This window comes from Novosphingobium aquimarinum (genome assembly GCF_009746585.1).
In the GTDB taxonomy this organism is placed as follows: domain Bacteria; phylum Pseudomonadota; class Alphaproteobacteria; order Sphingomonadales; family Sphingomonadaceae; genus Novosphingobium; species Novosphingobium aquimarinum.
In genome coordinates this window covers 261,718-287,539 of sequence record NZ_WRPO01000001.1, presented here as the reverse complement: position 1 = coordinate 287,539, position 25,822 = coordinate 261,718, and the positions used below count along the sequence as shown (strand labels likewise).

Annotated in this window: 28 protein-coding genes; 12 read left to right on the top strand and 16 right to left on the bottom strand. The window is 64.7% G+C overall.

The window, feature by feature from the left end; all coding sequences use genetic code 11:
- Positions 1–3: 3 nt before the first annotated feature.
- The 5 genes from GQO94_RS01405 to GQO94_RS01385 all read right to left on the bottom strand — a co-directional run bounded on the left by GQO94_RS01405 (position 4) and on the right by GQO94_RS01385 (position 4,243).
- Positions 4–408 carry a PTS sugar transporter subunit IIA gene (locus GQO94_RS01405; protein ID WP_156839354.1) on the bottom strand — a complete coding sequence of 135 codons (405 nt, stop codon included), beginning with the start codon at positions 406–408 and terminating at the stop codon, positions 4–6.
- A 48-nt stretch (positions 409–456) separates the two neighbouring features.
- The gene (gene rapZ / locus GQO94_RS01400) at positions 457–1,380 is read right to left on the bottom strand and encodes an RNase adapter RapZ (RefSeq protein WP_232332710.1); all 924 of its coding nucleotides are present in this window, start codon (positions 1,378–1,380) and stop codon (positions 457–459) included.
- 70 nt (positions 1,381–1,450) lie between these two features.
- A complete protein-coding gene (locus GQO94_RS01395; protein WP_156839352.1) occupies positions 1,451–1,879 on the bottom strand; it encodes an HPr kinase/phosphorylase in 429 nt (142 codons plus the stop codon).
- Positions 1,876–3,453, bottom strand: a complete 1,578-nt coding sequence (locus GQO94_RS01390) for a sensor histidine kinase (RefSeq protein WP_156839351.1) — start codon at positions 3,451–3,453, stop codon at positions 1,876–1,878. Before GQO94_RS01390 ends, GQO94_RS01395 begins: the two co-directional genes overlap by 4 nt.
- Before the next feature lie 31 nt (positions 3,454–3,484).
- A complete protein-coding gene (locus tag GQO94_RS01385; RefSeq protein WP_156839350.1) occupies positions 3,485–4,243 on the bottom strand; it encodes a response regulator transcription factor in 759 nt (252 codons plus the stop codon).
- A 230-nt stretch (positions 4,244–4,473) separates the two neighbouring features.
- Here GQO94_RS01385 and GQO94_RS01380 point away from each other — a divergent pair, with 230 nt between their 5' ends.
- Complete coding sequence (locus tag GQO94_RS01380; protein WP_156839349.1) at positions 4,474–6,084, top strand: phosphoenolpyruvate carboxykinase; 1,611 nt, start codon at positions 4,474–4,476, stop codon at positions 6,082–6,084.
- 198 nt (positions 6,085–6,282) lie between these two features.
- On the opposite strand, the gene GQO94_RS01375 is transcribed toward GQO94_RS01380, so the two are convergent.
- Positions 6,283–6,450, bottom strand: coding sequence for a hypothetical protein (locus GQO94_RS01375; RefSeq protein ID WP_156839348.1), 168 nt, complete (start codon positions 6,448–6,450; stop codon positions 6,283–6,285).
- Positions 6,451–6,598: 148 nt separating this feature from the next.
- On the opposite strand from GQO94_RS01375, the gene GQO94_RS01370 reads away from it, so the two are divergent.
- Positions 6,599–6,817, top strand: coding sequence for a hypothetical protein (locus tag GQO94_RS01370; RefSeq protein WP_156839347.1), 219 nt, complete (start codon positions 6,599–6,601; stop codon positions 6,815–6,817).
- A gap of 52 nt (positions 6,818–6,869) precedes the next feature.
- On the opposite strand, the gene GQO94_RS01365 is transcribed toward GQO94_RS01370, so the two are convergent.
- The gene (locus GQO94_RS01365; RefSeq protein WP_156839346.1) at positions 6,870–7,526 is read right to left on the bottom strand and encodes an alpha/beta hydrolase; all 657 of its coding nucleotides are present in this window, start codon (positions 7,524–7,526) and stop codon (positions 6,870–6,872) included.
- A gap of 129 nt (positions 7,527–7,655) precedes the next feature.
- On the opposite strand from GQO94_RS01365, the gene GQO94_RS01360 reads away from it, so the two are divergent.
- Genes GQO94_RS01360 through GQO94_RS01350 form a run of 3 tightly spaced genes read left to right on the top strand, consistent with a single transcriptional unit; the run spans position 7,656 to position 10,136 of the window.
- Entirely contained in the window at positions 7,656–8,711 is a 1,056-nt protein-coding gene (locus GQO94_RS01360) for a cysteine desulfurase family protein (RefSeq protein WP_156839345.1), read from the top strand.
- Positions 8,708–9,802, top strand: coding sequence for a cysteine desulfurase family protein (locus GQO94_RS01355; RefSeq protein WP_156839344.1), 1,095 nt, complete (start codon positions 8,708–8,710; stop codon positions 9,800–9,802). The genes GQO94_RS01360 and GQO94_RS01355 overlap by 4 nt, the downstream gene beginning before the upstream one ends.
- A 1-nt stretch (position 9,803) precedes the next feature.
- Positions 9,804–10,136, top strand: a complete 333-nt coding sequence (locus tag GQO94_RS01350) for a 2Fe-2S iron-sulfur cluster-binding protein (RefSeq protein WP_232332709.1) — start codon at positions 9,804–9,806, stop codon at positions 10,134–10,136.
- 21 nt (positions 10,137–10,157) lie between these two features.
- Here the strand turns inward: GQO94_RS01350 and GQO94_RS01345 are convergent, their stop codons facing one another.
- Entirely contained in the window at positions 10,158–10,694 is a 537-nt protein-coding gene (locus tag GQO94_RS01345; RefSeq protein WP_156839342.1) for a type 1 glutamine amidotransferase domain-containing protein, read from the bottom strand.
- A gap of 184 nt (positions 10,695–10,878) precedes the next feature.
- On the opposite strand from GQO94_RS01345, the gene parC reads away from it, so the two are divergent.
- A complete protein-coding gene (gene parC / locus GQO94_RS01340) occupies positions 10,879–13,164 on the top strand; it encodes a DNA topoisomerase IV subunit A (RefSeq protein ID WP_156839341.1) in 2,286 nt (761 codons plus the stop codon).
- Positions 13,165–13,206: 42 nt separating this feature from the next.
- The gene (locus GQO94_RS01335; protein WP_156839340.1) at positions 13,207–14,214 is read left to right on the top strand and encodes an amidohydrolase family protein; all 1,008 of its coding nucleotides are present in this window, start codon (positions 13,207–13,209) and stop codon (positions 14,212–14,214) included.
- 3 nt (positions 14,215–14,217) lie between these two features.
- Here the strand turns inward: GQO94_RS01335 and GQO94_RS01330 are convergent, their stop codons facing one another.
- From GQO94_RS01330 to GQO94_RS01305, 6 genes are read right to left on the bottom strand one after another with little or no spacing between them, the layout of a single operon-like run.
- On the bottom strand, positions 14,218–14,865 hold the full coding sequence (locus GQO94_RS01330; protein WP_156839339.1) for a retropepsin-like aspartic protease family protein: 648 nt from the start codon (positions 14,863–14,865) through the stop codon (positions 14,218–14,220).
- Positions 14,866–14,911: 46 nt separating this feature from the next.
- A complete protein-coding gene (locus GQO94_RS01325) occupies positions 14,912–16,078 on the bottom strand; it encodes a CCA tRNA nucleotidyltransferase (RefSeq protein WP_156839338.1) in 1,167 nt (388 codons plus the stop codon).
- Positions 16,071–16,664: a CoA pyrophosphatase gene (locus GQO94_RS01320; protein WP_156839337.1), complete on the bottom strand. Its 594-nt coding sequence runs from the start codon at positions 16,662–16,664 to the stop codon at positions 16,071–16,073. Before GQO94_RS01320 ends, GQO94_RS01325 begins: the two co-directional genes overlap by 8 nt.
- Complete coding sequence (locus tag GQO94_RS01315) at positions 16,661–17,206, bottom strand: DUF1285 domain-containing protein (protein ID WP_156839336.1); 546 nt, start codon at positions 17,204–17,206, stop codon at positions 16,661–16,663. Before GQO94_RS01315 ends, GQO94_RS01320 begins: the two co-directional genes overlap by 4 nt.
- A gap of 22 nt (positions 17,207–17,228) precedes the next feature.
- Positions 17,229–17,765, bottom strand: a complete 537-nt coding sequence (locus GQO94_RS01310; RefSeq protein WP_156839335.1) for a GNAT family N-acetyltransferase — start codon at positions 17,763–17,765, stop codon at positions 17,229–17,231.
- A 43-nt stretch (positions 17,766–17,808) separates the two neighbouring features.
- Entirely contained in the window at positions 17,809–18,975 is a 1,167-nt protein-coding gene (locus tag GQO94_RS01305) for a PQQ-dependent sugar dehydrogenase (RefSeq protein WP_156839334.1), read from the bottom strand.
- Here GQO94_RS01305 and GQO94_RS01300 point away from each other — a divergent pair.
- Positions 18,974–19,600: a ribonuclease HII gene (locus GQO94_RS01300; RefSeq protein ID WP_198045738.1), complete on the top strand. Its 627-nt coding sequence runs from the start codon at positions 18,974–18,976 to the stop codon at positions 19,598–19,600. The two genes, GQO94_RS01305 and GQO94_RS01300, sit on opposite strands and share 2 nt — an antisense overlap.
- A gap of 119 nt (positions 19,601–19,719) precedes the next feature.
- On the opposite strand, the gene GQO94_RS01295 is transcribed toward GQO94_RS01300, so the two are convergent.
- On the bottom strand, positions 19,720–20,418 hold the full coding sequence (locus GQO94_RS01295) for a sulfotransferase family protein (protein ID WP_156839332.1): 699 nt from the start codon (positions 20,416–20,418) through the stop codon (positions 19,720–19,722).
- Between the two features lie 289 nt (positions 20,419–20,707).
- On the opposite strand from GQO94_RS01295, the gene GQO94_RS01290 reads away from it, so the two are divergent.
- Both GQO94_RS01290 and folP read left to right on the top strand, forming a co-directional pair.
- Positions 20,708–21,814 carry a site-specific DNA-methyltransferase gene (locus tag GQO94_RS01290; RefSeq protein ID WP_408636563.1) on the top strand — a complete coding sequence of 369 codons (1,107 nt, stop codon included), beginning with the start codon at positions 20,708–20,710 and terminating at the stop codon, positions 21,812–21,814.
- Between the two features lie 20 nt (positions 21,815–21,834).
- Positions 21,835–22,947: a dihydropteroate synthase gene (folP, locus tag GQO94_RS01285; RefSeq protein ID WP_156839331.1), complete on the top strand. Its 1,113-nt coding sequence runs from the start codon at positions 21,835–21,837 to the stop codon at positions 22,945–22,947.
- A gap of 26 nt (positions 22,948–22,973) precedes the next feature.
- Here folP and GQO94_RS01280 read toward each other — a convergent pair whose 3' ends face one another.
- Entirely contained in the window at positions 22,974–24,398 is a 1,425-nt protein-coding gene (locus GQO94_RS01280) for a sigma-54-dependent transcriptional regulator (protein WP_156839330.1), read from the bottom strand.
- A gap of 150 nt (positions 24,399–24,548) precedes the next feature.
- Between GQO94_RS01280 and GQO94_RS01275 the strand changes: the two genes are divergently transcribed.
- Entirely contained in the window at positions 24,549–24,674 is a 126-nt protein-coding gene (locus GQO94_RS01275) for an aa3-type cytochrome c oxidase subunit IV (RefSeq protein WP_156839329.1), read from the top strand.
- Between the two features lie 7 nt (positions 24,675–24,681).
- Entirely contained in the window at positions 24,682–25,815 is a 1,134-nt protein-coding gene (locus GQO94_RS01270; protein ID WP_156839328.1) for an NAD(P) transhydrogenase subunit alpha, read from the top strand.
- The last annotated feature ends 7 nt before the right edge of the window (positions 25,816–25,822 follow it).

Genomic DNA, 25,822 nt, shown 5'->3' with positions numbered 1-25,822 from the left:
GCCTCAGGCGTCCTGGCCCAGATACTCGGATGCGATCGTGATGTAGTTGCGCCCGGCATCGCGCGCGGCGACCGCCGCCTCGCGCACCGACATGCATTCCCGCGCCTTTGCCAGGCGGATCAGCATCGGTAAGTTGATCCCGGCGATCACTTCGACCCGCCCCGCTTCCATCAATGAGATCGCGAGATTGGAGGGCGTTCCACCGAACAAGTCGGTGAGAACGACGGCCCCATCGCCGGAATCCACCGCCTGAATGGCCGCTCTGATTTCCGCACGGCGCTGTTCCATGTCGTCGTTGGGACCGATGCAGACCGTGCGCACGGCCGCCTGATCGCCCACGACATGTTCCATCGCATGCACGAATTCCTCAGCCAGATTGCCGTGGGTAACCAGGATCATGCCGATCATGAAAAAGCGAAACTCCGAATTCCCCGCAGCGATACCCGGGTCGTTTTCTTATCGGTCACGGCGCAGCCCCCCTTCGGGTAAGTCAGCGGCTCGTGAGCCCAGGTTGCGATGCAGCAATGTGGGCGAAAATCCGGATTCACGCAAGGCCATAGCCATCCGTTCTGCCGTGAAGACCGAACGGTGTCTCCCCCCGGTACACCCGAAAGCGATATGAACGTAGGCCTTGCCCTGGGCACGGTAGCGCGGCAGCAACAGCAGCAGGAGGTCGCGGATGCGCGCGAAGGCCTCGGCGAAGGCGGGATCCGCTTCGATATGCGCGCCCACCGCCTCGTCTTTGCCGGTGAGCGGTCGTAGCGTTGGATCCCAGTGCGGATTGTCTAAAAAGCGCATATCAAAAACGAGATCCGCGACAGGCGGCATGCCGCGACTGAAGCCGAAACTCGAAATGCTGACGATCAGTTCGCCGTCGATCGTTTCGGAGAACCTCTCGCGCATGACCGATTGCAAATCGTTCGATGTAAATTCGGTCGTGTCGATCAACATGTCCGCCCAGCGGCGCAACGGACCGAGCAGCTCGCGCTCGGCGCGGATACCGGCCGACGCGCTGGTTTCAGTCGCGAGGGGATGGCGCCGGCGCGTCTCGTTGTAGCGTCGTTCGAGTTCGCGGCTCGCACAATCCAGAAACAGCGTCGTCAGTTCGATCGTGTCGCGGGCATCGAGCCGTTTGACCTGGGCGATGATCCCGGCGGGATCGAAGCCGCGAGTCCGGGAATCGAAGCCGATCGCGAGTTTTCCGCGTAAGTCGGTGTCCTGTGGCGTTTCGATCAGGCGATCGAGCAGGCGGATCGGGAAATTATCGATGATCTCCCAGCCCAGGTCTTCCAGCACGCGCAACGCGGTCGTCTTGCCCGCGCCAAGCATCCCCGTGACCAGCAGAATCCGCTGTCGTGGCTTGGGCGTGTCAGGGGGCATGGCAGACATCGTGGCTACATGCGCCGGTCATGCCGCGAAGGGAAGGGGCACCACCAAAATGGCGTAGATCCTAAGCTGTCCTGGGCGTCAGCCCGTAGGTTTTCAGCCCCAGTTCCACGCGAACCGCTTGCAGCGGGGCGAAAGGCTCGAGCTGGATGCGCGGCAAATCGAGGCCCTCGATCACGAGGGTGCCGGCGCTGTCGATGAAGCGCGGCGCGGCCTCGCGCAGCGTGCAGACCAGGCAGACAGGAATTCCTTCGGCAACCGGCATGGTGACCACTCCAAGATTGCGAACCTCGAGCATGCCACGGGTCTGGGGATGCGGGGAAACGCGGATGTGCGTGCCGCTTTTCTCCAACATCACCGAGTCGTCGCCCACCAGCACTGCACCTCTGTCGATCAGCGCGAGAGCGAGTGTGGATTTGCCCACGCCCGGCGCCCCGTCGATCAGCACGGCGCGCCGGTCAATCGCGACACACGTGAATTGTCGCGCGATCATGCGCCGTCTTCGTCCCAGGCGGGCAGGGTGAGCACGAGGCGCGCGCCGGGCTTGCCGTCGGGCCGGTCGTGCGCGCTCAGCGTGCCGAAGTGCGCCTGCACGATCGTGTGGGCGATCGCGAGGCCGAGCCCGCTGTGCGTGCCGAATTCCTCGCTGGTGGGCCGAAGCGAGTGGAAGCGTTCGAAGACTTTCTCGCGCACGGCTTCGGGAATGCCGGGGCCGGCATCGCTGACGGATACGACGACACGATCCTCCTGTCTCGCAAGCTCGATCACGATAGGCTCGCCCGGCGGCGAAAAGGAAACCGCGTTGTCGATGAGATTGTGCAGCACGCGTTCGAGCCGCGAAGGCGAACCGGGCACGGTCATGTCATCCTGCCCCTGGCAAGCGACGATCAGGCGGCGCCCGAAATTGACCCCACGTTCCTCGCGCTCGGCAACGATCGCGCGGACGAGGCGGTCCATCGCGACCGGCTCGAAGGTCGCGCGGCTCAATTCCGCGTCGATCCGGCTCGCATCGGCGATCTCGGTGACGAGGAAGTCGACGCGGCGCACATCCTGCGAAGCGATTTCGAGCAATTGCCGGCGCAAGTCCGGGTCATCGACCTTGCCGAGGGTTTCCAACGCGCTGCGCATCGATGTCAGGGGATTTTTGAGTTCGTGTGCTACGTCTGCCGCGAACCGCTCGACCGCGTCGATCCGCTCGCGCAGCGCCGCGGTCATGTCCGATATCGCGCGCGCAAGCAGGCCGATCTCGTCGCCCCGGTCCGGCAGACGCGGAACGACCACCTCGCGGTCGCGACCGAGCCGAACCCGGATCGCGGCCCGCACCAGCTTGCGCAAGGGCCCGACGATCGTGCGGGCCAGGAACAGCGATAGCAGGATCGAGATGATCAGCGCCGCGCCGACGATGATGGCCAGCGTCTGGCGAGCATCGCGCACGTTCTCGGTAATGTCGCGCGCGTTCCGCGTGATGAGCAGGGATTCGCCCTCGTCGCCGACTGGCGCGGCAGCGATGATGACAGGCGTCCGGTCGGGCGCGAGCCGCAGACCGATCGCGGTCGTGCCCGTGTCGAGCGCTTCCTGCAGTTCCGGCCAGTTGCTCGCGCTCGGCCCATCGGGGTCGGCGTATTCCAGGATCGACGGCGCTCCGATCAATACATCCATCCCGCGATCGAGAACCCGCGCGGCCTTGCGCAGCACGGGTTCGGTCGCTGGATCGACGAAGGTATAGGACGGCTCGTCGAGATCGAAACTGTCCTCCTCCAGTTCGCCCTCGTCGTCATAGAGGCGCAAGCGAAGTTCCAGTCCGGAGCCGATCTGCATCATCAGCGCGCGGCGCTGCTTGCGCGACCGGTCCGTCAGGGCATGAGCCGTAATGTCCGCTTCCGAGGCCGCGAGGCGGAAGCGTTCGGCAAGCAACTCCTTGCGATAGCTGTCGATGTAGAAAAGGCTGCCGGCGAGCAGGGCAAGGGCGATGACGTTGACCGCAAGGATGCGAGCGGTCAACGACACCCGCCAGGACCAGCCCCAGCGCTCCAGTCGGCGGTCCGATCGGGCATCAACCACGGGCATCAACCATCGTTGAAATCAGGCATCGTCGAAATCAGCCATCGGCGAAGGCGTATCCGGCACCATACAGCGTGTCGATCGCGGAGAACTCCGCTTCGACTTGCCGGAATTTTCGGCGCAGACGCTTGATGTGGCTGTCGATCGTGCGGTCGTCGACGAAGATGTCCTCGTTGTAGGCCGCATCCATCAGCTGATTGCGGCTCTTGACCACGCCCGGGCGTGCCGCGAGCGCTTCGAGGATCAGAAATTCGGTGACCGTGAGCGAGACGGGCTTGCCGTCCCAGGTGACGCGATGCCGCGCCGGGTCGAGCGCGAGCCTGCCGCGGACGACGGGCTCGGGCATGTCGTTCGCGGTTTCGGCGTCGGGCTCGTCGCGCACCAGTTCGCTGCGCCGCAGGATCGCTCGGATGCGCGCGACCAGCAGGCGCTGGCTGAAAGGCTTGGTGATATAGTCATCGGCGCCGAGCGCGAGTCCCAGCGCTTCATCGGGTTCCTCGTCCTTCGAGGTGAGGAAAATCACCGGAAGCATGGATTTTTGCCGAAAGCTCTCGAGCAGCTGCAGCCCATCCATCCGAGGCATCTTGATGTCGAAGATCGCGAGGTCCGGCGGGTTATCAAGCAGGGCCTTCAGGGCCGTTTCGCCATCGGTATAGACCCGCGTCGCGAAGCCTTCCGCCTGGAGGCCGATTGACAGCGTCGTCAGGATATTACGGTCATCGTCGACCAGCGCGATGCATTGCTGCCGGTTGCGCCCCTCATCCTGGATCGGCTGAGTGCCTGGCTGTTCTGTCATCGTCCTACTGCTCGGCTCCCTGCGCCGCTCGGGCGCTCGGCCGCGCATAGCGCAGTTGCTCCCCGGCATGAAGAGCTTGACGCCGCAACGGTATTCCGAATTTCGCAATGGATTCACCGAAATTGACGCGTATTGTAATCATGCCCTATGCGACGCCGCGAATCCCGCGCGCACTCATGGTATGATCCCAGGCAATTCTACTTGGATCTGCCCAAATTGGAGATGATGACTTGACCGCTTCGCTCAGCTTCCCACTCGATCGCCAAGGCATTGCCACTGATGCGAAGATCCATGCCAACTTCGGCACGGCCAAGCTGGTCGAACATGCGATCGCGCGTGGTGAAGGGAAGCTGGCGGCCGACGGTCCTCTGGTGGTGGAGACCGGCAAGCACACTGGCCGCTCGGCGAAGGACAAGTTCATCGTGCGGGACGCCGAAACCGAAAACACGGTGTGGTGGGGCAAGGTGAACGTTCCGATGACGCCTGAGCACTTCGCGGCGCTCAAGGCGGACTTCATGAAGGCGCTGGGCGAAAAGGATACACTTTACGTTGCCGACCTGTTCGGTGGGTCGCAGCCCGAGCATCGCGTTAAAGTGCGCGTGATCAACGAGCTTGCCTGGCACAACCTGTTCATTCGCACGCTGCTGGTGCGGCCCGATGCGTCTGAGCTCGATGGCTTCGAGCCCGAATATACCATCATCGACCTGCCCAGCTTCCGCGCGGATCCCGAACGCCATGGCTCGCGCTCGGAAACGGTCGTCGCAGTGAATTTTTCCGAAAAGCTCATTCTCATCGGCGGCACGGCTTACGCCGGCGAGATGAAGAAGAGCGTCTTCGGCATTCTCAATTATCTGCTGCCGACCAAGGGCGTGATGCCGATGCACTGCTCGGCCAACATCGGTGACGACGGTTCGACCGCGGTGTTCTTCGGCCTTTCGGGGACCGGCAAGACCACGCTTTCGGCTGACGCCAGCCGCGAACTGATCGGTGACGACGAGCATGGCTGGTCCGATACCGCGGTCTTCAACTTCGAAGGCGGTTGCTACGCGAAAATGATCCGGCTTTCCGCCGAAGCGGAACCCGAAATCTTCGCGACCACCAAGCGTTTCGGCACGGTGCTTGAAAACGTCGTCATGGATCCGGAGACACGCACGCTCGATCTCGACGATGCCACGCTCGCGGAAAATTCGCGCGGCGCGTATCCGATCGACTTCATCCCCAACGCTTCGGCCGACAACATGGGGCCGGTGCCGGCCAACGTGATCATGCTGACGGCGGATGCCTTCGGCGTCCTGCCGCCGATCGCCCGTCTCACGCCGGATCAGGCGATGTATCACTTCCTTTCGGGATACACCGCGAAAGTGGCGGGCACCGAAATCGGCGTGACCGAGCCGCAGGCGACGTTCTCGACCTGCTTCGGCGCGCCGTTCATGCCGCGTCACCCATCCGTCTACGGCAACCTTCTCAAGGAGCGGATCGCCAAGGGCGGGGTGAAGTGCTGGCTCGTCAATACCGGTTGGTTCGGCGGCAAGGCGACGCAGGAGGGCATCAAGCGGATGCCGATCCAGGCCACCCGCGCGCTGCTGAACGCCGCGCTTGACGGCAGCCTCAACGATTCGGAATTCCGCGAAGATCCCAACTTCGGTTTCGAAGTGCCGGTACACGTCAACGGTGTCGAGGATCGTCTGCTCGATCAGCGCTCGGCCTGGGCCGATGCGGATGAATACGACGCGACCGCGCAGAACCTGGTGCGCCTCTTCATCGACAACTTCTCGCAGTTCGAGGCACATGTCGACGAAGGCGTGCGCAAGGCCGCGCCGCATAGCGCCGCGACAGCCTGATTGCGCGAACCCAATTCGCGATCAGTCGTGGAAATCAGTCTGAAATGATCAGTCTGATCGACAGTGAACGGTGAAAATGAAAAAGGGGGGCTACCGGTTCGGTGGCCCCCTTTTTCATGATGTCCCGACTTGATAGGCGCGGCGCAGCAGGCCGCCGCCCTCAGGGCGACGCGCTTAGCTGCAATCGCCCTCAGATAATCAGCCGTGCGTTCCGTGACGAGTCTGCAAGGTGTCGCCCTCGATGGCGCCGCCGTGGACAGCTTTCTTGACGGGCGGGGTGGTCGTGCCGTTGGTGCAGGAACCGGCACTGCGCGGCTTGGGGGTGGTTTCCGTGGGTTTTTTCTCGGACTTTTCGCTCGATGACATGATGGCGCTCCTTTATCTCCGCTATAAATTCAATGCAGGAGCAGGGCGATTCGTTCCGAAAGGCGATAATTCGCAATCCGCGCGGGTGGTGTCGGAGAAGCTCCGCAAGCTCTCGCGCTAGCGCTCGCAAGACGATAAGGCGCCGCCCATGACTGATCTGGCGCTGTCGCTTCTCGTCCTCGCGACGATCCTGCTTGGCCTTGGTGCCGCCTACCTGTGGCGACGCGAAGGCTTGCGCCGGCAAGCCGTGCTGATGCTCGTCCTGGCTGCGGTCATGGCCGCGAATGTGGCGATCTGGGCGATCCCCAACGAGGCCGGGCAATCGCTGGTCAACAGCGCTCGCGATCCGGTCGGGGCTCCCGACTGAATAGCCGACCGCCGAGCAGGCCGGCAGTCGATCGAACGCGAATGTCTGGCGGCTACTTGATCGGGCAGTCGGGCGCGAGTCGCATGTCGAGGTAGTTGTCGACCGAATGCATCAGGTCTTCCACTTCGTTTTCGTAGAAGTGGTTGGCGCGCGGCACTTCATCGTGATGGATGGTGATGTGCTTTTGCGTGCGCAACTTGTCGACCAGCTTCTGCACGGCATTGGGCGTCACCACCGTGTCCGCGGTGCCCTGGATGATGATGCCCGAAGCGGGGCAAGGCGCAAGGAAGCTGAAATCGTACATGTTCGCCGGCGGCGACACCGAAATGAAGCCGCGAATTTCGGGCCTGCGCATCAGCAACTGCATGCCGATCAGCGCGCCGAAGCTGTATCCGGCGATCCACGTGGTCGAAGCCTCGGGGTGGATCGACTGCACCCAGTCCAGCGCGGACGCGGCATCGGAAAGTTCGCCGATGCCGTTGTCGAAGCTGCCCTGGCTGCGGCCGACGCCGCGGAAATTGAAGCGGAGCGTCGCGAAACCGCGATTGACGAAGGTCTTGTAGAGGTGTTGCGTGATGCGGTCGTTCATCGTTCCGCCCGCCTGCGGATGCGGGTGGAGGATCATCGCAACCGGCGCGCGCGGCCGAGACGCGGGCTGGAACCGGCCTTCGAGACGACCTTCGGGACCAGGAAAGATGACTGCAGGCATGTGATGGATAACCCCGGTTAACGCCGATTGGAGCGTTCATGCCCACCGGGGATGGAGCGGCCGGTGGGGATGAATGGAAAGGAAGGGTCGCTATATAGAAACACCCGCATTGAAAACAACTTGCAAACGATGACCGCCAAACCGCTTTACCTCGATCATGCCGCCACGGCGCCGCTTCGCGATGCGGCCCGACGCGCCATGCTCGAAGGTTTCGAGTGCTGGGCGAACCCCTCGAGCCCGCATCGCGCCGGGCGCGCCGCCCGCGCCGCGCTGGAAGACGCCCGCGAGCGAGTCCGTGCGGCGCTCGATTGGCGGGGCGAACTCGTCTTCACGTCCGGCGCCAGCGAAGCGATCGCGTTGGGCTTGGGGCAATCCCGGAGGCCTCTGGCTGCTGTCTCGGCAGTCGAACATGACGCCGTGCTGCGTGTCGCCGGGGCGGCGGAACGGATCGCGGTTGCCGGCGATGGAAGGATCGGCGGCGCCGACGACGCGGCCCGCTCCGGACTGGTGGCCGTTCAGCACGTCAATTCCGAAACGGGCGTCATTCAGGATCTGACCGCAATCGGAGATGCTATTCGGCAGGCAGGCGGGGTCCTGTTCGCAGATTGCGCGCAAAGTGCAGGCAAGCTGCCATTGCCGGACGCCGACATGATCGCCTGTTCGGCGCACAAGTTCGGTGGCCCGATTGGTGTCGGCGCGCTGCTGGTGCGCGATTGGTCGCTGTTGCACCCAGGTGGCGGCCAGGAACGCGGCTATCGCGGAGGTACCGAAAACCTGCCCGGCGTGCTCGCCATGGCTGCCGCGCTAGAGGCGGGTAACGACTGGCTCGGCGAGGCAACCCGGCTGCGCGCCATGTTGGATGACGCGATACGGGATGCCGGCGGCGAAGTGGTCGCGCCGGATGCACCGCGGTGTCCGACGATCGGGGCCGTGCGGATGCCCGGCGTTGCCGCGGCGGTGCAGCTCATTCGTTTCGACAGCGCCGGCATCGCCGTGTCGGCAGGGAGCGCATGTTCGTCAGGCTCGATGCGGCCCAGCCACGTCCTCGCCGCGATGGGGCTCGACGAGAAGGCCGCGTCCGAAGTCATTCGCGTCAGCATCGGCCCCGAAACGCGCGAAGCCGATATCCTTCGCTTTCTCGAGAACTGGCGCGAGATGGCCGGTTCGCCGAAGGCGCGCGCGTGATCTATCTCGATTATCAGGCGACTACGCCACTCGCTCCGGAAGCGCGCGAAGCCATGTTGCCCTGGCTTGGCGGACCCGATACGGCGGGTTTCGCCAATCCGCATAGCCCGCATCGACCGGGACGCGCTGCCGCCGCCGCCGTCGAAGTCGCGCGCGAGCAAGTCGCCGCGCTGTTTCCAGCTGGCGGACGCGTGATTTTCACCAGTGGCGCGACCGAGGCGATCAACCTGGCCATCAAAGGCAGCCTGCGCGGCGATGGCGGCACGCTGGCCGTCAGCGCGATCGAGCATGCCGCCGTACTCGACTGCGCCGATGCGATGCGCGGCGCGCTCGACGTGGAGAGGCTTCCGGTGGGGCGTGACGGCATCGTTGCCGCGGATGCGGACTTGCCCGCCGATACGCGCCTGCTCGCGGTCATGCAGGTCAACAACGAGATCGGTACGATCCAGCCGGTCGATGCTCTGGCGCGACGCGCGAAGGCATTAGGCGCGCTCACGTTGTGCGATGCCGTTCAGGGCGCCGGCAAGATCGCTGCGCCGCAGTCGGCCGATCTCATCGCGATTTCGGCGCATAAGCTCTACGGCCCCAAGGGTATCGGGGCCTTGTGGATCCGCGACGGCGTCGAACTCGTACCGGTCCAGCATGGCGGCGGGCAGGAGCAGGGCTTGCGATCGGGCACCTTGAGCCCAGCCTTGTGCGCGGGCTTCGGGACGGCAGCGTCGCTCGCTCTCGAGCGGCAGAGCGTCGACGAGGCGCACATCCGCGCGCTCTGGAACCGCGCCTGCGAAATTCTCGCGCGATGGTCGCTCAATGGATCGGCGCAGGCGCGCTGGCCCGGAAATTTGAACCTTAGGCTGGATGGGCTGGATGTCGGTCGCCTGATGTCGGACGTGCGCGATGTCGCGTTTTCGGCCGGATCGGCTTGTGCCAGCGGTTCCGGGCGCTCCAGTCATGTGCTGACCGCCCTCGGCCTCACTCCCGCGCAAGCTAAAAGCTCTGTTCGCTTGGGATTTGGACGATATACTAACGTTAACGAACTAGAGGATGCCTGCGCACGCTTGGATAACGCCGCTTCGGCGCAGGGAGTTTGATTTGCTGACCGTCTCTTTTGTGACTGCCGATGGCGATAGGATCACGGCAGAGGCCGAGCCGGGATCGCGATTGCTGGAAGTCGCGCAGGCCGCAGGCATGCCGTTGGAAGGTACGTGCGAAGGCCAGATGGCCTGCTCGACGTGCCATGTCATCGTCAAAGACGATTGGTTCGAGCGTCTGCCCGATGCGTCGATGGACGAGGAGGACATGCTCGACCTAGCGGCCGGCGTAACCCGCACCAGCCGCCTGTCGTGTCAGATCGAACTGGAAGAGGACTTCGACGGGCTCGAAGTCCGGATCCCGGGCGTGTCGCGCGATATGCAAATCGGCTGAACGCCCGGGACGCAGAAGGGATCAGGCGTTGACGCTGCTGTTCACCGCCTCGATCACGGCCTTCGAAAATGCCGGGATGTCGTCCGGGTTGCGGCTCGTGATGATATTGCCGTCAATCGCGACTTCCTGATCGACCACGTTCGCACCGGCGTTGCGCAAGTCCGTGCGAACCGAGGGCCAGCTGGTGAGAGTCTTGCCGCGTACGACGTCGGCCTCCACCAGGAGCCAGGGACCGTGGCAGATCGCGGCAACCGTGCGGCCGGAACGGACGAATTCGCCAACCAACGACACCGCTTTTTCTTCGATGCGCAGCTTGTCCGGATTGATCTGACCGCCCGGCAGAACCAGGCCGTCGTAATCGCTCACGTTGACCTCATCGAGGGTGATGTCGACTTTGACCTTCTTGCCCCAGTCGGTCTTGTCCCAGGCTTTGATCTCGCCCTTTTCGGGGCTGGCGACGACGGTTTCGATTCCGGCGTCCTCGAGCGCGCGGCGCGGCTCGATCAGCTCGGATTGTTCGAAACCATCGGTGGCGATGATGAGGACCTTGCGGGCCATGGGTACGTCTCCTTTGAGTCTAACGGTTGCCCTCCAAACGGTCCGGACTGCCGAGGTGTTCCTGGCGCGCCACCGGTTTGTCGCGAGCGCAAGGCGCTTTGCGGACCAAACCGGAGCGCATCCCTATGGATAAGCAGTGCCCGTGCGCTTTCGCGCCGAATCTCAGGCTGCTAGGGCCGCTTGCATGGCCGAGATCACCGACGACGATTCCGATCCGTTCGACGCGATCGTCGACGCGCCGTTCGATGCGGCGCTGTCGGAGCGGTATCTCGTCTATGCGCTTTCGACGATCACCGCGCGGTCGCTGCCGGATCTGCGCGACGGACTGAAGCCGGTGCACCGCCGCCTCTTGTGGGCGATGCGGCAATTGAAGCTCGATCCGGCGAGCGCGTACAAGAAATCGGCGCGCGTCGTCGGCGACGTCATCGGCAAGTACCACCCGCATGGCGACAGTTCCGTCTACGACGCGATGGTGCGTCTCGCGCAGGACTTCTCGCTGCGCTACCCGCTGGTCCAGGGGCAGGGCAACTTCGGCAATATCGACGGCGATAACGCCGCCGCCTATCGCTACACCGAAGCGCGCCTCACCAAGACCGCGATCCAGCTCATGGCCGGGCTCGACGAAGGCACGGTCGAGTTTCATCCGACGTACAACGGCGAAGAGGAAGAGCCGGAAATCTTTCCGGGGCTGTTTCCCAATCTGCTGGCCAACGGTGCGACCGGCATCGCCGTCGGCATGGCGACCTCGATCCCCAGCCACAACGTCGCCGAAGTGATCGATGCCTCGCTGATGCTGATCGACAATCCGCACGCCGAGCATGCGGACATCATGAAGGTGTTCAAGGGGCCGGACTTCGCCACCGGCGGCCTTGTCGTCGACAGTCCCGAAGCGATCAGCACTGCTTACGAGACCGGCAAGGGCTCGTTCCGGATGCGGGGGCGTTTCTCGACGGGTCGCACGGGCGACACGTGGGAGGAAACCGGGATCGAGCGGCTCGGCGGGGGCCAATGGCAGCTCGTTATTTCCGAGATCCCCTACATGCTGCCCAAGGGCAAGCTGATCGAGCAAGTCGCGCAACTCATTGCCGACCGCAAGCTGCCGATCCTCGAGGACGTGCGCGACGAAAGCGACGAGCAAGTGCGCATCGTCTTCGTGCCTAAGAGCAGGAAGATCGATCCGGAACTGCTGAAGGAAAGTCTTTACCGCCTGACCGACCTCGAAAGCCGGTTTACGCTCAATCTCAACGTGCTCGATGCCGGTCGTACGCCCGGCGTCTTGGGGATCCGCTTGCTGCTGCAGGAATGGATCAAGTCGCAAATCGATATCCTGGTCCGGCGCACCCAGCACCGGCTCGACAAGATCGCCTCCCGCCTCGAACTGGTCGAAGGCTACATCATAGCCTACCTCAATCTCGACCGGATCATCGAGATCATCCGCACCGAGGATGAGCCCAAGCCGATCATGATGGCCGAGTTCAATCTCACTGACCGCCAGGCCGAAGCGATCCTCAACATGCGGCTGCGCAGCTTGCGCAAGCTCGAGGAAATGGAGCTGCGCCAGGAGCGTGAGGATCTGCTGAAAGAGCAGGACGAGCTCAACAAGCTGCTGGAAAGCCCGGCCCGCCAGCGCACGCGGCTCAAGCGCGATCTGACGAACCTGCGCAAGGACTATGCCGAGGATACCGCGCTCGGTCGGCGCCGCACGACGATCGCGCAAGCCGAGCCGACGGTCGAGTTCAGCCTCGACGCGATGATCGAGAAGGAGCCGCTCACGGTCATCCTCTCGGCCAAGGGCTGGATCCGCGCCGCGCGCGGCCATGTGCCGCTGGATAGCGATTTCAAGTTCAAGGAAGGCGATGGCCCGGCCTTCGCCTTCCATGCGCAGACCACCGACAAGCTGCTGATCGCGCTCGACAATGGCCGGTTCTACACGCTCGGAGGCGACAAGTTGCCGGGCGCGCGCGGGTTTGGCGAACCGATCCGCACGATGCTCGACATCGATGCGAGCGCGCAGATCGTCGCGGTCATCCCGCATCGGCCGAAGATGCAGCTGTTGCTGGCGTCTAGCGCGGGCAAGGGCTTCGCAGCCGTCAGCGATGAACTCCTCGCCGAAACCCGCAAGGGCAGGGCGGTGGTGACGACCAAGCCGGGCGTGCGGCTCGAAGTCGTGCGCGAGATCCCGGAGGAACACGATCACGTCGCGGTGGTGGGCGAGAACCGCAAGCTGGTGGTGTTCAGTCTTGAAGAGCTGCCCGTGCTCGCCAAGGGCCAGGGGGTCATGCTCCAGCGCTATCGTGACGGCGGACTGGCGGATGCCACCACGCTCAAGCTGGAAGACGGCCTTTCCTGGGCGATGGGCGGTGACACCGGCCGTACGCGCACCGAAAAGGACATGATGATGTGGAAGGTTGCGCGCGGCGCCGCCGGCCGCATGCCCCCCCAGGGATTTCCGCGCGACAACAAGTTCTAGTCTGATAAACTGGCGAGCGCGGGGTCCATTGAGGGGAAACCGATGCGCGCCTTGATTGTTCTGCTGGCGATCGTCGTGCCGTGCCAATTTGCCGTAGTGGCGCAAGACGTGTCGCGTCGTGCCTACGAGGGGCCGATCATCGACATGCATCTCCATGCTGCCCATGCCGGTGAGAACGGCCCGCCCGGCAGCAAGCTGTGTCCCGGCTCAGCGGCAGATATGCGCTACGATCCGCGCGAACCCTGGCCCGAGACCCTTGGCCGGATCATGACGCAGGCCGCGTGCGCCAGGCCGGTCGAAGCGGCTTCGACAGATGCGGAGAATCGTGACGAGACGATCGCCGCGCTGGCGCGGCACAAGGGGCGCGGGGTGCTTTCAGGCGAACGGGAGAGTTTGCGCGACTGGATGCAGGCCGCGCCGAAGGGCACGTTCATTCCGGCGCAGTATCTCAGCCTGAGCGCGATGGCGCGTCATTCGCCGGATGCGATTGCTGATGCCTTCGATCGGGGTGAGATTGCGGTGCTGTCGGAGGTGACGATCCAGTATGATGGCGTCTTCGCCGACGATCCGCGCTTCGAACCGTATTGGGCCATGGCCGAAGCAAAGGACCTGCCCGTCGGCATCGATGTGGGTGTCGGGCCGCCGGGTTCGCCCATGGTCTTTCCCGACTTCCGCATCCAGAACCCTCGCCATCTGGAAGCCGTGCTTGCCCGCCATCCCAAGCTTCGCGTCTACGCAATGCACGCTGGGTGGCCCTATGTCGAAGATCTCAAGGCGATGCTCTATGCCTGGCCGCAATTGATGGTCGATACCGGGGTTCTGCAGGCCGCGCTGACCCGAAAGGAATATTACCGATTCCTCGAAGAGATCGTCGATGCCGGTTTCGGCGATCGCATTATGTTCGGGTCGGATCAGATGAATTGGCCGGGTCTGATCGATGAGGGCGTAGCCGCGATCAACGAGGCGCCGTTTCTGACGTATGCTCAGAAGAAAGCGATCCTGCACGACAATGCGGCGCGCTTCCTGAGGCTCAGCGAGACCGCTCCGTAGTGTTCAGCTCTTCTCTACCGGCTGCGGATTGTTCGGCACCAGGATCAGCGTCTTACCCTCGACGCGCCAGCTGGCGAGCCGGCTCAGCAGGTTCATGCCGATGACATTGGTGTCACCCAGCCCCGGCGCGACCACGGCGTCGAGATCGCGCGCGACGACATTGCCGAAGCGCAGTTCGGCGATCGTCGCGAGTTCGGCGCGGATATTGCCGTTCGCGGTGCGCATCGCGACGGCCTGGGGGAATTGTCGTTCGGGCACTTCGGACTCGACGGCGGTGCGCGGGGAGATGGCGGTGAGCGTGGCACCGGTATCGACGAGAAAGCGCTGCTCCACGCCGTTGACCTTCGCCTCGATCCAGAAGTGGCCGTCGCCGCCCATCGGCACGCGGGTTTCGCTGCCCTCGACGCGCTGTGCGGGCATATCGAGCTGAGGCAGCGCGAAATCGTGCCCGCTGGTAAAGCGCGTGACTTGCGCGATCGTCAGGAGGAGCGCGGCGAGCAGGCCGAGGTTGCCGACGCCCCGGATGAAACCGCCGGCAAGCGGCGCCGGCCGGCGGATCATGCCGCCCAGCGTCGTCAGGAAGATCGCGCCGATGGCGAGTGCCAGCAGCGGTTGCGATCGAAGGAAATCAAACAGTTCGGTTACGTCCATCACTGTGCGTCCTAGCACGCAAATGCTTACGGCAGGCTGACCGGTTTCATCCGTCGATCGCCTCGTCCAGCAATCGCTCGACCCGCGCTCGATCGGGGAAGCCCTCGGCGATCCAGCGATCCTCGACCGTGCGCAGGATGCGGGCGACATCGGGTCCGGACGCGATGCCACGCGCCACGATCTCGCCGCCGCGCAGCGGGAGTGCCGGCGCCTCCCAGCCTGCGAGCGGAGCGATGTCGGCGCCGCCGATCAGCAACCGGTCGCACGCGGCCTCGCGGCCCAGCCGGTAGGCAAGCGGACGCGCTTCGCCGGGGGTCTCGCTGCGGTCCGCGGCCGTCATAAGCCGCTTCTTCTGTGCGCCGGAAAGCCGGAAGCGCGCGGCGACTAGGCCCGCCAGAGTGCGATCTGCGGGCAGGAGCGCCGCCAGTCTGCGGATCGCGTCCGGCCCGACCGATTGTCGGCGCTCCTGCTCTACGAGCCGTTCCAGCCCTTCGGGATCGGCTTCCGGCAGGATCACTTCCAGCACGCCCAGTTCGGCCATGCGCCGCACCGTCGGCGCCGGGTCGGACAAGCCCAGAAGGTTGAGAGTCTCCATCCCGACCCGCTCGCGCGACAGACCTTTGAGCGTGGCGGACAACGTTGCGCAGGCCTGCTCGGAGGCCTCGTCGGCGGGGCGCGATCCGAACCGCGCCTGAAAGCGGAAGTAGCGCAGGATGCGCAGATGATCCTCGCGGATCCGCTCCTCGGGATCGCCGATGAAACGCACGCGCCGCGCCGCCAAATCGTCCAGCCCGCCGAACCAGTCGAACACGTCGCGCGTTTCGGGGTCGGCATAGAGCGCGTTGATCGTGAAATCGCGCCGCGCCGCATCTTCGCGCCAGTCATCGGCGAAGGCGACCACCGCGTGGCGTCCGTCGCTCGCGACGTCGTGGCGAAGCGTCGTCACTTCCACGGGCCCTCCGTCCAGGACTGCGGTCACCGTGCCATGCGCGATCCCGGTCGGAATGCAGCGGATGTCCGCGGCAGAAAGACGCTGCATCACCACGTCGGGGCGCAACACCGTCGCCATGTCGATGTCCTTGACCGGCAGCCCCAGCAGCGTGTCGCGCACGGCGCCGCCGACGTAGCGCGCGTTGCCGGCACCCATGGCTGCGACCAGAGCGCGCAGATCCTCACGCCCGGTCCAAGCGGCCTCGGGCAGTCGCTCAGTCATGCCAGCGCAGCCGTCCGGCAAGATTGTGGAGAATGGCGCCCGTCACCCCCCAGATCTGATGGCCTTGCCAATCGACTTGGACGAATTCGTGCTGGCGGCCCCTGATGCCGATTGTTTTCATTTGCTGGTTCGCCGGATCGAGGACGAAGTCGGCGGGCGCTTCGAACCACTGCGCGACTTCGGCGGGATTGGGACGAATTTCGAGGTCTGGCGGCACCACGCCGATCACCGGAGTGATTTCGTAGCCCGACCCCGTCCGATAGCGATCGCTGGTCCCGATCACGCGGACGCGTTCGGGCTCGATCCCCAGCTCTTCCCAAGCTTCCCGGAGGGCCGCCTCGATCGCGTCTTCGCCGGGATCGATGCGACCGCCGGGGAAAGCGATCTGGCCGGGGTGCGCGCGCATGGTGGCCGGGCGATGCAGAAACAGCATGCCGGGGCGCTCGCGCTCGACCAGCGCGACGAGCACAGCCGCGGGAATGAAGGCCTCGATCTCGTCGATGCGCGGATCGCTCCAGAGTCCGGGTGGCGCGGCGGCGTGGCCTTGGGCGTGCAACCGGGAAACGCGCTCGAACAGCGCGCTCATGCCGGAACGAGCGAGAACGTCTTGCCCTGGCTGGAGACCGAGCGGCCATCGCCGGCGATTGCGATCTCGGCGAGCTGGGCCCAGGTGCTGCGGTTGAGCCGCGCCTCGGTGCCGTGCCGCACGGCCAGATACATGGCCGGCGTTTCGGCATCACCCGCGGCGCGCAGCGGATGCTCGGGCCCGGCAATCACGAGATCGTCGGTATTGAGCCGGAAGGCGAGGGCGCCGCCTTCCTCGCGGACGTCGGTGGCGATGAAGGCGGCATCCTCGACTTCGATCGACAAGCGCTGCACCGGCGTGACGAGCCAGTGTTGACCCTCGGCATCGCGCATCAGCAACGAAGCGAAGGCGCGCACCATCGCGGGGCGCCGCACTTCGCTGCCCTGGTGGTACCAGCGGCCGTCGGCAGCGATCCGCATTTCGCTGTCGCCTTCGTGCGCGGGGCGCCAGGTCTCGAGCGGCGGCAAGTCACGTGCAGCGACGAGTTCGGCGATTTCGGCCAGCGAAAGTCCGGAAAGTTCGGGAGGCGGCTCATAGGGCATCTCCGGTCGATGCCAGATCGGCTCAGCGGAGCCAAGGGCCCAGGCGGCCCTCTTTGGGCAGAACCGCGGGGTTGTCGCACCGCACCAGCAAGCGCGACGGGTCCCACGGGCCGGGAAGCGTCCAGTCCGCGGTCGCCTCGGCCGAGAAGCCCCAGTTCTTGCCGTAATATTCCGCATCGCCGATCAGCACTTGCGGCAAGGGCGCGGCCGCATTGATCCCGCCCAGCGTCGCTGCCATCAGCGCCTTACCGTAGCCCTGCTGCTGAAGCTCAGGCAGCACCGCGACCGGCCCGACCATGATCATCGGATGCGCGCGGCCGTCCGTATCGGTCAGCGCGACCGGCCAGCACTGGATCGTCCCCACCATCATGTCGCTCTCGTCGAGCGCGGCGAAGCTCAGCGCGGGCAGCCAGTCCATACCCTCGCGGACCTTGTAGGCGGTGCGGCGCTTGCGTTCCGGTTCGAAGGCGCGATCGAGTAGATTTTCGACCAGCGCCGGATCGACGTTGTCGAGAGGAATGATCGCGGCACGCGCGTCCTGGGCAGCGGAGACAGTCATGGCTGCGGGCCGATAGGCGCTGCGAGCAGGCTTGTCGATGCTATTACGGCCGGTTCGGCACCAGCTTCAGCAACCGGCTCGCGCCGCTTTCCTTGCCGTCCTCAAGCAGCCAGATTGCCCCATCGGGTCCTTGCTCGATCTCGCGGATCCGATGTTCGGTCGGGTAGCGGGCAACCTCGCGCGCACTGGTTCCGTCGATCGCGACCCGCACGATGCCGGCGGGCTTCATGGCCGCGATCACGGCTTCGCCTCGCCATTCGGCGAAATCGTCGCCCGAATAGAAGATGAAGTCCCCCGGCGCGATGACCGGATCCCAACTGATCGCCGGGGCCGCGAGATCGGGGCGCGTCGAATGATCCGCGATCGGTTCGCCGTCATAGTGGACGCCGTTGGATACGAGCGGCCAGCCATAATTCTTGCCCGGCTCGACGAGGTTCAATTCATCGCCGCCGCGCGGGCCGTGCTCCAGATCCCACAGCCGACCGGTCTCGTCGAATGCCAGACCCAGGATGTTGCGGTGGCCGTAGGACCAGATCTGATCGGTCGGAGATGGCTTGCCCGCCATCGGATTGCCCTGGGCCGGATTGCCGTCGAGATCGAGCCGCACGATCGTGCCGAGCGTGTTCGAAGTGTCCTGCGCCGGCTGCATCTTCTGTCGCTCGCCAGACGCAATGAACAAGTATTGGCCATCCGGCGAGAACGCGATCCGGTGCGAATAGTGGCCGCGACCCGTCACCTTGGGCTGCTGGCGCCAGATCACTTTCAGGTCCTCAAGAGCGCAGGCATCCCCGGTCTTGCAGACGAGGTTCGCGCGCCCGACGGCCGCGCCGCGAGTGTCGCCGTTGCCCGCTTCGGCCCAGCTCAGGTATACCGTCCGGCCCTCGGCTAGCGAACCCGGCGTCGGCCCGAAGACGATATCGCCAAGCCCACCCTGGCCGCCATAATCGACCTTGGGAGCGCCGCTGACTTGTCCGATCGTTCCGTCCGGCCGGCGGAAGCGGATCGTCCCCTTCTTCTCGGTGATGAACATCGTCCCCGTCGCATCGTCGAAATCCATCGCCCAGGGTTCGTCGAACTGCGCGACGACTTCGGTGCGGAAGGGTTCGTCCGAGGCCATCGCGGGGCTGTTTTCCCCGGGTGCGGCCTGACTGCAACTTGCGATCATGAGGCCGAGAGGGGATACGAAGGAGAGCAAACGCAAGTATGTCATGACCCTTTTAACGCAGATCAAGCACGGAAGTGCCAGAGGCCTCATTGTCGGGGTTGACGAAGCCGGGCGCGGACCGCTCGCGGGTCCCGTGGTCGCGGCCGCGGTCGCATTGTGCAAGCCGCGGCCGGTCGGCCTCGACGATTCCAAGAAACTCAGCCGTGAACGGCGGGCGGTGCTGGAAGCGGCGATCAAGCGGCGGTGCCAGTGGGCCGTCGGCGTGGTCGACGTGGCCGATATCGACCGGCTCAACATCTTCGGCGCGACGATGCTGGCGATGAGCCTGGCGGTGCAGGGCCTGTGCGAGAAGCTGGGCGAAGATCCGTGCGAGGTTCGCGTCGATGGCAACCTGACCCCGGCGGGGCGGCGACCCGAGTGGCGCTGGCAGGCGCGCGCGATCGTCGGCGGGGATGGGATCGAACCGTGCATCTCGGCGGCCTCGATCATCGCCAAGGAGCATCGCGACCGTGTGATGCGTGACCTGGCCCTGGAGCACCCGCAATTCGGGTGGGAGCGTAATGCCGGGTACGGAACGCCCGAACATGTCGCCGCCTTGCGGCACCATGGGCCGACCATTCATCACCGGCGCAGCTTCGCTCCGGTCGCACAACTGGAAATGGCGTTGTGACGGGCTTACCGACCGGCCCTGCAGCCGTGCCAGCGCGCCTTGCTGATCGCGGAGGATACCGCCCCTAACGAGCGATCCCGATCGGGTGCCGGGCTAACCAGCGCTCCCCCGGTCGTCGTTCATCGCCAGGCCTGCGCGCGCATCGTGGCGAGCATGGCGTTGCCCATCATCACTATGAAATCCAATCCCTCCGGCGCGCCGGGCGGGGGTGGGCGAGTGGCGGATTCGTGCCATTCCTCGGCGGAATTGACTTTGGGATAGGCGACGTCGGGAACGTCGACGCCGAGAAATTCGCAGAGCGGCTCCCACCCCGATCCCACCGGCAGCACGAGCAGCTGATCGCTGGGCACGGTGGCGATGATCTCCGCCTCGCGCGCTTCGAACCAGGCGATCGCCGCTGCCTTGTCCTTGAGGATGTCGCGGGGCTGCGGGCCGATGTGCCGGGTCAGGATGTTTTTCAGCGGGTTCTCGGGCATCGCCGCGAAATTGTCATCGTTGTAAATCGTCGACGTCACCGAAGCGTACCAGCTTTCGGCCGAGCGCGTGGTCAGAACGACCTTGGCTTCGGGATAATACGCATGAAGTTCGCGCCAGAAGTCACTGGAGGGATGGTCGCAGGACGAGACGAAACCTTCGAAAATCGCATCCCAATCCGGATGGCCGTCCACGGCATCGAGCCATAGCGGCAATTGGCGATGAATATCGGCGAACATTTCCGTCATGTGGAGGCAGGGCCCGAAGCCGAGATATTCGATCGCTATCTTCAACGACATCGTCCCGGTACGCCCCAGGCCCGCCCCGATGATTTTCAGTGCCAAGATTCAGCCTCCTCTTCGCGGATGGTGAACGTCATTAATGCGATTACGAGTGTCGCATAAAAACAAAATTCGCAGCGAGTCCTGTGGGACACACCCTCCACATGTTGCGGCGCAAGAGAAGGAAGACCACACGATGATGTGGTCCTGACTCGCTCATCGCGATCTGTTTACGGCATTTTCACCATAAAATGGCAGTAATTCCGGCGAGTCGCAGCTTGACGAGGAGTCCGCGAGGACTCACCCTGCGGTGATTGGGGGCAACTCGGAGCGGGTAGTGGTGGAAACGATATTGCAGCATCGCCCGAAGGTGCTCGAGCGAACGCGCGAGCTTCCGGTCGGGCAGATCCTCGATGGCGACTGCATCGCGGCGATGCGCACGATCCCCGATGCCTCGATCGACATGGTCTTCGCGGATCCGCCGTACAATCTGCAACTCGGCGGCGACCTCGCGCGTCCCGATGGCAGCCACGTCGATGCGGTGACCGATGATTGGGACAAGTTCGATAGCTTCGCCGCTTACGACGCTTTCACCAAGGCGTGGCTCGCCGAAGCGCGCCGAGTGCTGAAGCCCAATGGATCGCTCTGGGTGATCGGCAGCTATCATAACATTTTCCGCGTCGGCGCGACCTTGCAGGACCTCGGCTTCTGGATCCTCAACGACATCGTCTGGCGCAAGGCCAACCCGATGCCGAACTTCAAGGGGACGCGCTTCACCAATGCGCACGAGACGCTGATCTGGGCCTCGATGGGCGAAAAGGCGCGCTACACCTTCAATTACCGCGCGATGAAAACGCTCAACGACGAGTTGCAGATGCGCTCGGACTGGGTGCTGCCGATCTGCGCGGGGCAGGAACGGCTGCGCAAGGATGGCGCCAAGGTGCACCCGACGCAAAAGCCCGAGGCCCTGCTTTACCGAGTGATGCTGGCGACGACGCAGAAGGGCGACGTCGTGCTCGATCCCTTTTTCGGGACGGGGACGACCGGCGCCGTGGCGCGCCGCCTCGGCCGGCAATGGATCGGCTGCGAGCGCGAGCCCGCCTATCGCGACGCCGCGCGCGAGCGGATCGAACTGGCGCTACCGCTCGACGAAAGCGCGCTGACCACCATGCAGAGCAAGCGCAGCGCGCCCAAGGTGGCGTTCGGCGTGCTGGTCGAAACGGGATGGATCAAGCCCGGCACGGAACTGACCGATCGCAAGGGCCGCTACCGGGCAACCGTGCGCGCCGACGGTTCGCTCACCGCCGAAACGCATGAGGGCTCGATCCACGGCGTCGGGGCGAAAGTGCAGGGCGCCACTGCCTGTAATGGCTGGACCTTCTGGCACACCGAGCACGAAGGCGAGACCAAACCGATCGATGCGCTGCGCCAGCTTTACCTGCTGTCGACCGAACCCTGATCCGAATGTAAATCCACCCCATGACACGCAGGGTCTACATCCGGCCGATCGCTTTTGCCGACAGCCCGCAAAGCGAGGACGGCACTGCGATCCGGCTTGGCGGCGCTATGGTCTGGGCGAGCCGGTTCGCGCTGATCGTGCGCGAGGGCGGGCGTATCGTTTCGCGAGACAGGTTTGGGGCTGACGCTATCGCCGGCGGCCTCGATGCGCTCCCCGATGACCTTGCCGAAGACGCAGCAGCACAGTGGTCGGACCTGGGTAAGGCCCACGCCCCACTGACTTGCGGGGATCGCGTCATCCGCCTCGACCAGCCGCAGATCATGGGCATTCTCAACGTCACGCCCGACAGCTTTTCCGACGGCGGCGACTTTCTCGACCGGCCCGAAGTGGCGCGCGATCACGCGGCCGCCATGCTCGAGGCAGGTGCGGCGATCATCGACGTCGGCGGCGAATCGACGCGCCCGGGCGCAGCGGGGGTTTGGGAAGGCGACGAGATCAAACGCGTCATTCCCCTGGTCGAGCAGCTTGCCGCGATGGGCGCCGCCATCAGCATCGACACTCGGAGGCCGGCGGTGATGGAAGCGGCGCTCGCGGCGGGCGCGCACGTTTTCAATGATGTTTCGGCCTTGCGCTACGATCCGCGCAGCCTCGATTTCGCGGCGCGATCGGGCGTTCCGGTCGTGCTGATGCACGCGCCGGGCGAAGGCGACGCCCTGCATGATGGACCGGGCTACGGCGATGTCGTGCTCGATGTGTTCGACTGGCTGCGCGAGCGGCGCGATGCCGCGGTGGCGGCAGGAATTGTCCGCGAACGGATCGTACTCGATCCCGGGATCGGCTTTGGCAAATCGCTCGCGGACAATCTCGCGCTGATGAACGCGCTGCCGCTATTCCATGCCCTGGGGCAGCCGCTGCTCGTCGGATCGAGCCGCAAGCGGTTTATCGGTGCCCTCGCCAATGAAGCGCCCGCGCACCGCCGCCTCGGCGGATCGCTGATGCTGGTGGTCAAGGCGCTGGAAGCCGGCGTACACCTGTTGCGCGTTCACGATGTGCCGGAAACGGTGCAAGCGGTGAAAGTCTGGCGGGGTTTGCGCGATGCTGCGCTGACGGACTTTACGCAACTGGCGGACTGAAAGACGCAGCGCTTTCGCCCAGCGGATCAGGCGGCGTTGTCGATCCCGAGTTCCGAGAGCTTGCGATACAGCGTCGAACGGCCAATCCCGAGCCTGCGCGCCACTTCGGTCATGCGGCCACGATAGAGGCCGATCGCAAGGCGGATGACATCGGCCTCGATCTCTTCGAGCGGGCGTAGATTGCCGTCCGCCGTGTAGAGCATGACCCCGTGGTTGGCCTGATGCGCTGTGGATGAAGCTGTGGACTGGTCTGTGCCCAGAATGTCGAGAAGCTGTGGAAAGTCGTCCGCGGTGAGCGCATCGCCGTCGCAGAAGACCGCCGCCCGGAACAGCACCGCCTGCAGCTGGCGCACGTTTCCGGGCCAGTCGTACGCAGTCAGCAGCGAGAGCGCGCCGTCGGTGATACCCAGTTCGCGCAGCCCTGGCTGTTCGCCGATGCGAGCGAGGAAGAAGCGGGCAAGCGCGGCGATGTCGCCGTGGCGTTCGCGCAGCGGCGGCAGCTGGACGCAGACGCTCGACAGCGCTTCCTGAAGCTCCGGCATGAATACGCCGCCATCCACCAGTTCGCGCAAGGGCAGGTTGCTGGCCACGATCAGCCGGACGTCCACCCGGAAGCTGTGACTCGCACCGATCGGGCGGACCCCGCCTTTTTGCAGCGCTTCGAGCAGGCGCACTTGCACGGATTCGGGCAGTCGATCGATTTCGTCGATCGCGAGCGTGGCGCCGTCGCAGTGTTGAATCGCACCGATCTGTCGATCGAACGCGCCGGCGAAGGCGCCTTTCTCGTGTCCAAACAGCACCGATTCGATCGAATTGGCCGGCAGACCGGCGATATTGACGATGCGCAGCGGCATCTTCGCGCGCGGGCTGGCCGCATGCATCGCTCGCACCAGCATTTCCTTGCCGGTGCCGCTTTCGCCCTCGATCAGGATCGGCCCGTGCCCGCGTGCCGCCTTGGCCGCGACGGCCAGCGCCTTGCGGAACGTCGGCGCGGCGCCGATCATCGATTCGAAATCGGGGTTGGACAGCAGCTTTTCGGTCAGTGGCGCGAGTTCGTCACGCGGTGTTTCGCGGGTGGTCGCAGCGCGCAGGGCCTGCATCAAACGATCGGGCGCGACCGGCTTGACGAGATAATCGCTCGCGCCCGCGCGCATCGCCTCGACTGCCAGCAGCGGAGACGTGCTCGACGTGAGCATCAGGATCGGCAAGGCGGGGCGCCGCGACTTCAGCTCGGCGATCAGTTCGCAGGCACCGTCACCGGGCACCCATTGGTCGAGGATGATCGCCGATAGCTGCATGCCCTGGCGCGTGCCGAGTTGCGCGATTGCGGTTTCGGCATCGCGCGCCACAATCGTGCGCCAGCCTTCGCGTGAAGCAAGCGCGGTGATGAGCCGCGATTGCGCCGGCTCATCATCGATGAGCATGAGCAGACGATTGTCCGTATCCGCCATGGCGCGCCAGCGGTCCCCCGGTTCACATAAACTACGAGGAAACCTCTTAGAGGTGCCAGGTAAAGGCCAGATTAAGGCTAAAGCCTTGAGCGAGGCGAAACTGGCGGCTAAAGGCTCCGGCTGAGATCCTATACAGCGGGGGACATTTTGATGGCTGAAGGTCAAGACATGAAGGCGGCAACTTCCACGTACAGCGGCTTTCTCGTCATGTTGAAGTGGGGAACGATCCTCAGCGTGATCGTGGCAGCGATCGTCGTTCTCCTGATCGCGTCTTGATCGGCACATGAGCACGCCTCGCCGGATCGCGGTATTGACGGAACGCGCTCCGGGAGAAACGCGCGTTTCGGCGACACCCGAGACGGTCAAGAAATTGACCGCGCTTGGCGCCCAGCTCGCCGTCGAATCGGGAGCGGGCGTCTCCGCCTCGATCTCGGACGAGGACTACGCTTCGGCCGGAGCCAGCGTTGCCGACGTGGCGCAGACGGTCGCGGGTGCGGATATCGTGCTGGGCGTCCAGGCTCCCGATCCGGCGCTGCTGGCGGGCGTCAATTCCGGAGCCTGGATCGTCGCCGGGCTTGACCCGTTCGGCAAGCGCGAGCGCATCGATGCCTATGCGTCTGCCGGGCTGGAGGCGCTAGCGATGGAGTTCATGCCGCGCATCACCCGCGCGCAGTCGATGGACATTCTCTCCTCGCAGTCGAACCTTGCCGGCTACAAGGCGGTGCTGGCCGCTGCCGACACGTATGGCCGTGCCTTCCCGATGATGATGACGGCGGCGGGGACGATCAGCGCCACCAAGGCCTTCGTCATGGGCGTGGGCGTTGCCGGCCTGCAAGCGATCGCGACCGCGCGCCGCCTGGGTGCGCAAGTTTCCGCGACGGACGTGCGCTCGGCGACGAAGGAGCAGATCCTCTCGCTCGGGGCCAAGCCGATCTTCGTCGAGAGCGTCGCCGGTATCGAGGGTGAGGGCTCTGGCGGGTACGCCACCGAAATGGGCGAGGAATATCAGAAGGCACAGGCCGAACTGGTCTCCAGCCATATCGCCAAACAGGACATCGTCATCACTACGGCGTTGATCCCCGGTCGCCCCGCGCCGCGCCTGGTGACCGATGCGCAGATCGCGACGATGAAAGCCGGCAGCGTGATTTTCGATCTCGCCGCGCCGCAAGGTGGCAATGTCGAGGGCACCGTCGCCGATCAAGTGGTCGAGCGCCATGGCGTGAAGATCATCGGCTATTCGAACACGCCGGCACACCTTCCTGCCGACGCCTCGGCCCTGTTCGCACGCAACCTGTTCAACTTTTTGTCCGCTTTCTGGGACAAGGAGGCGGGTGGACCCGTGCTGGACGAGGAAATCGGCGATGCCATCCGCCTCACCAAGGGCGGCAAAATCGTCAACGCGCGACTGCTGGACTGAAGCGAGG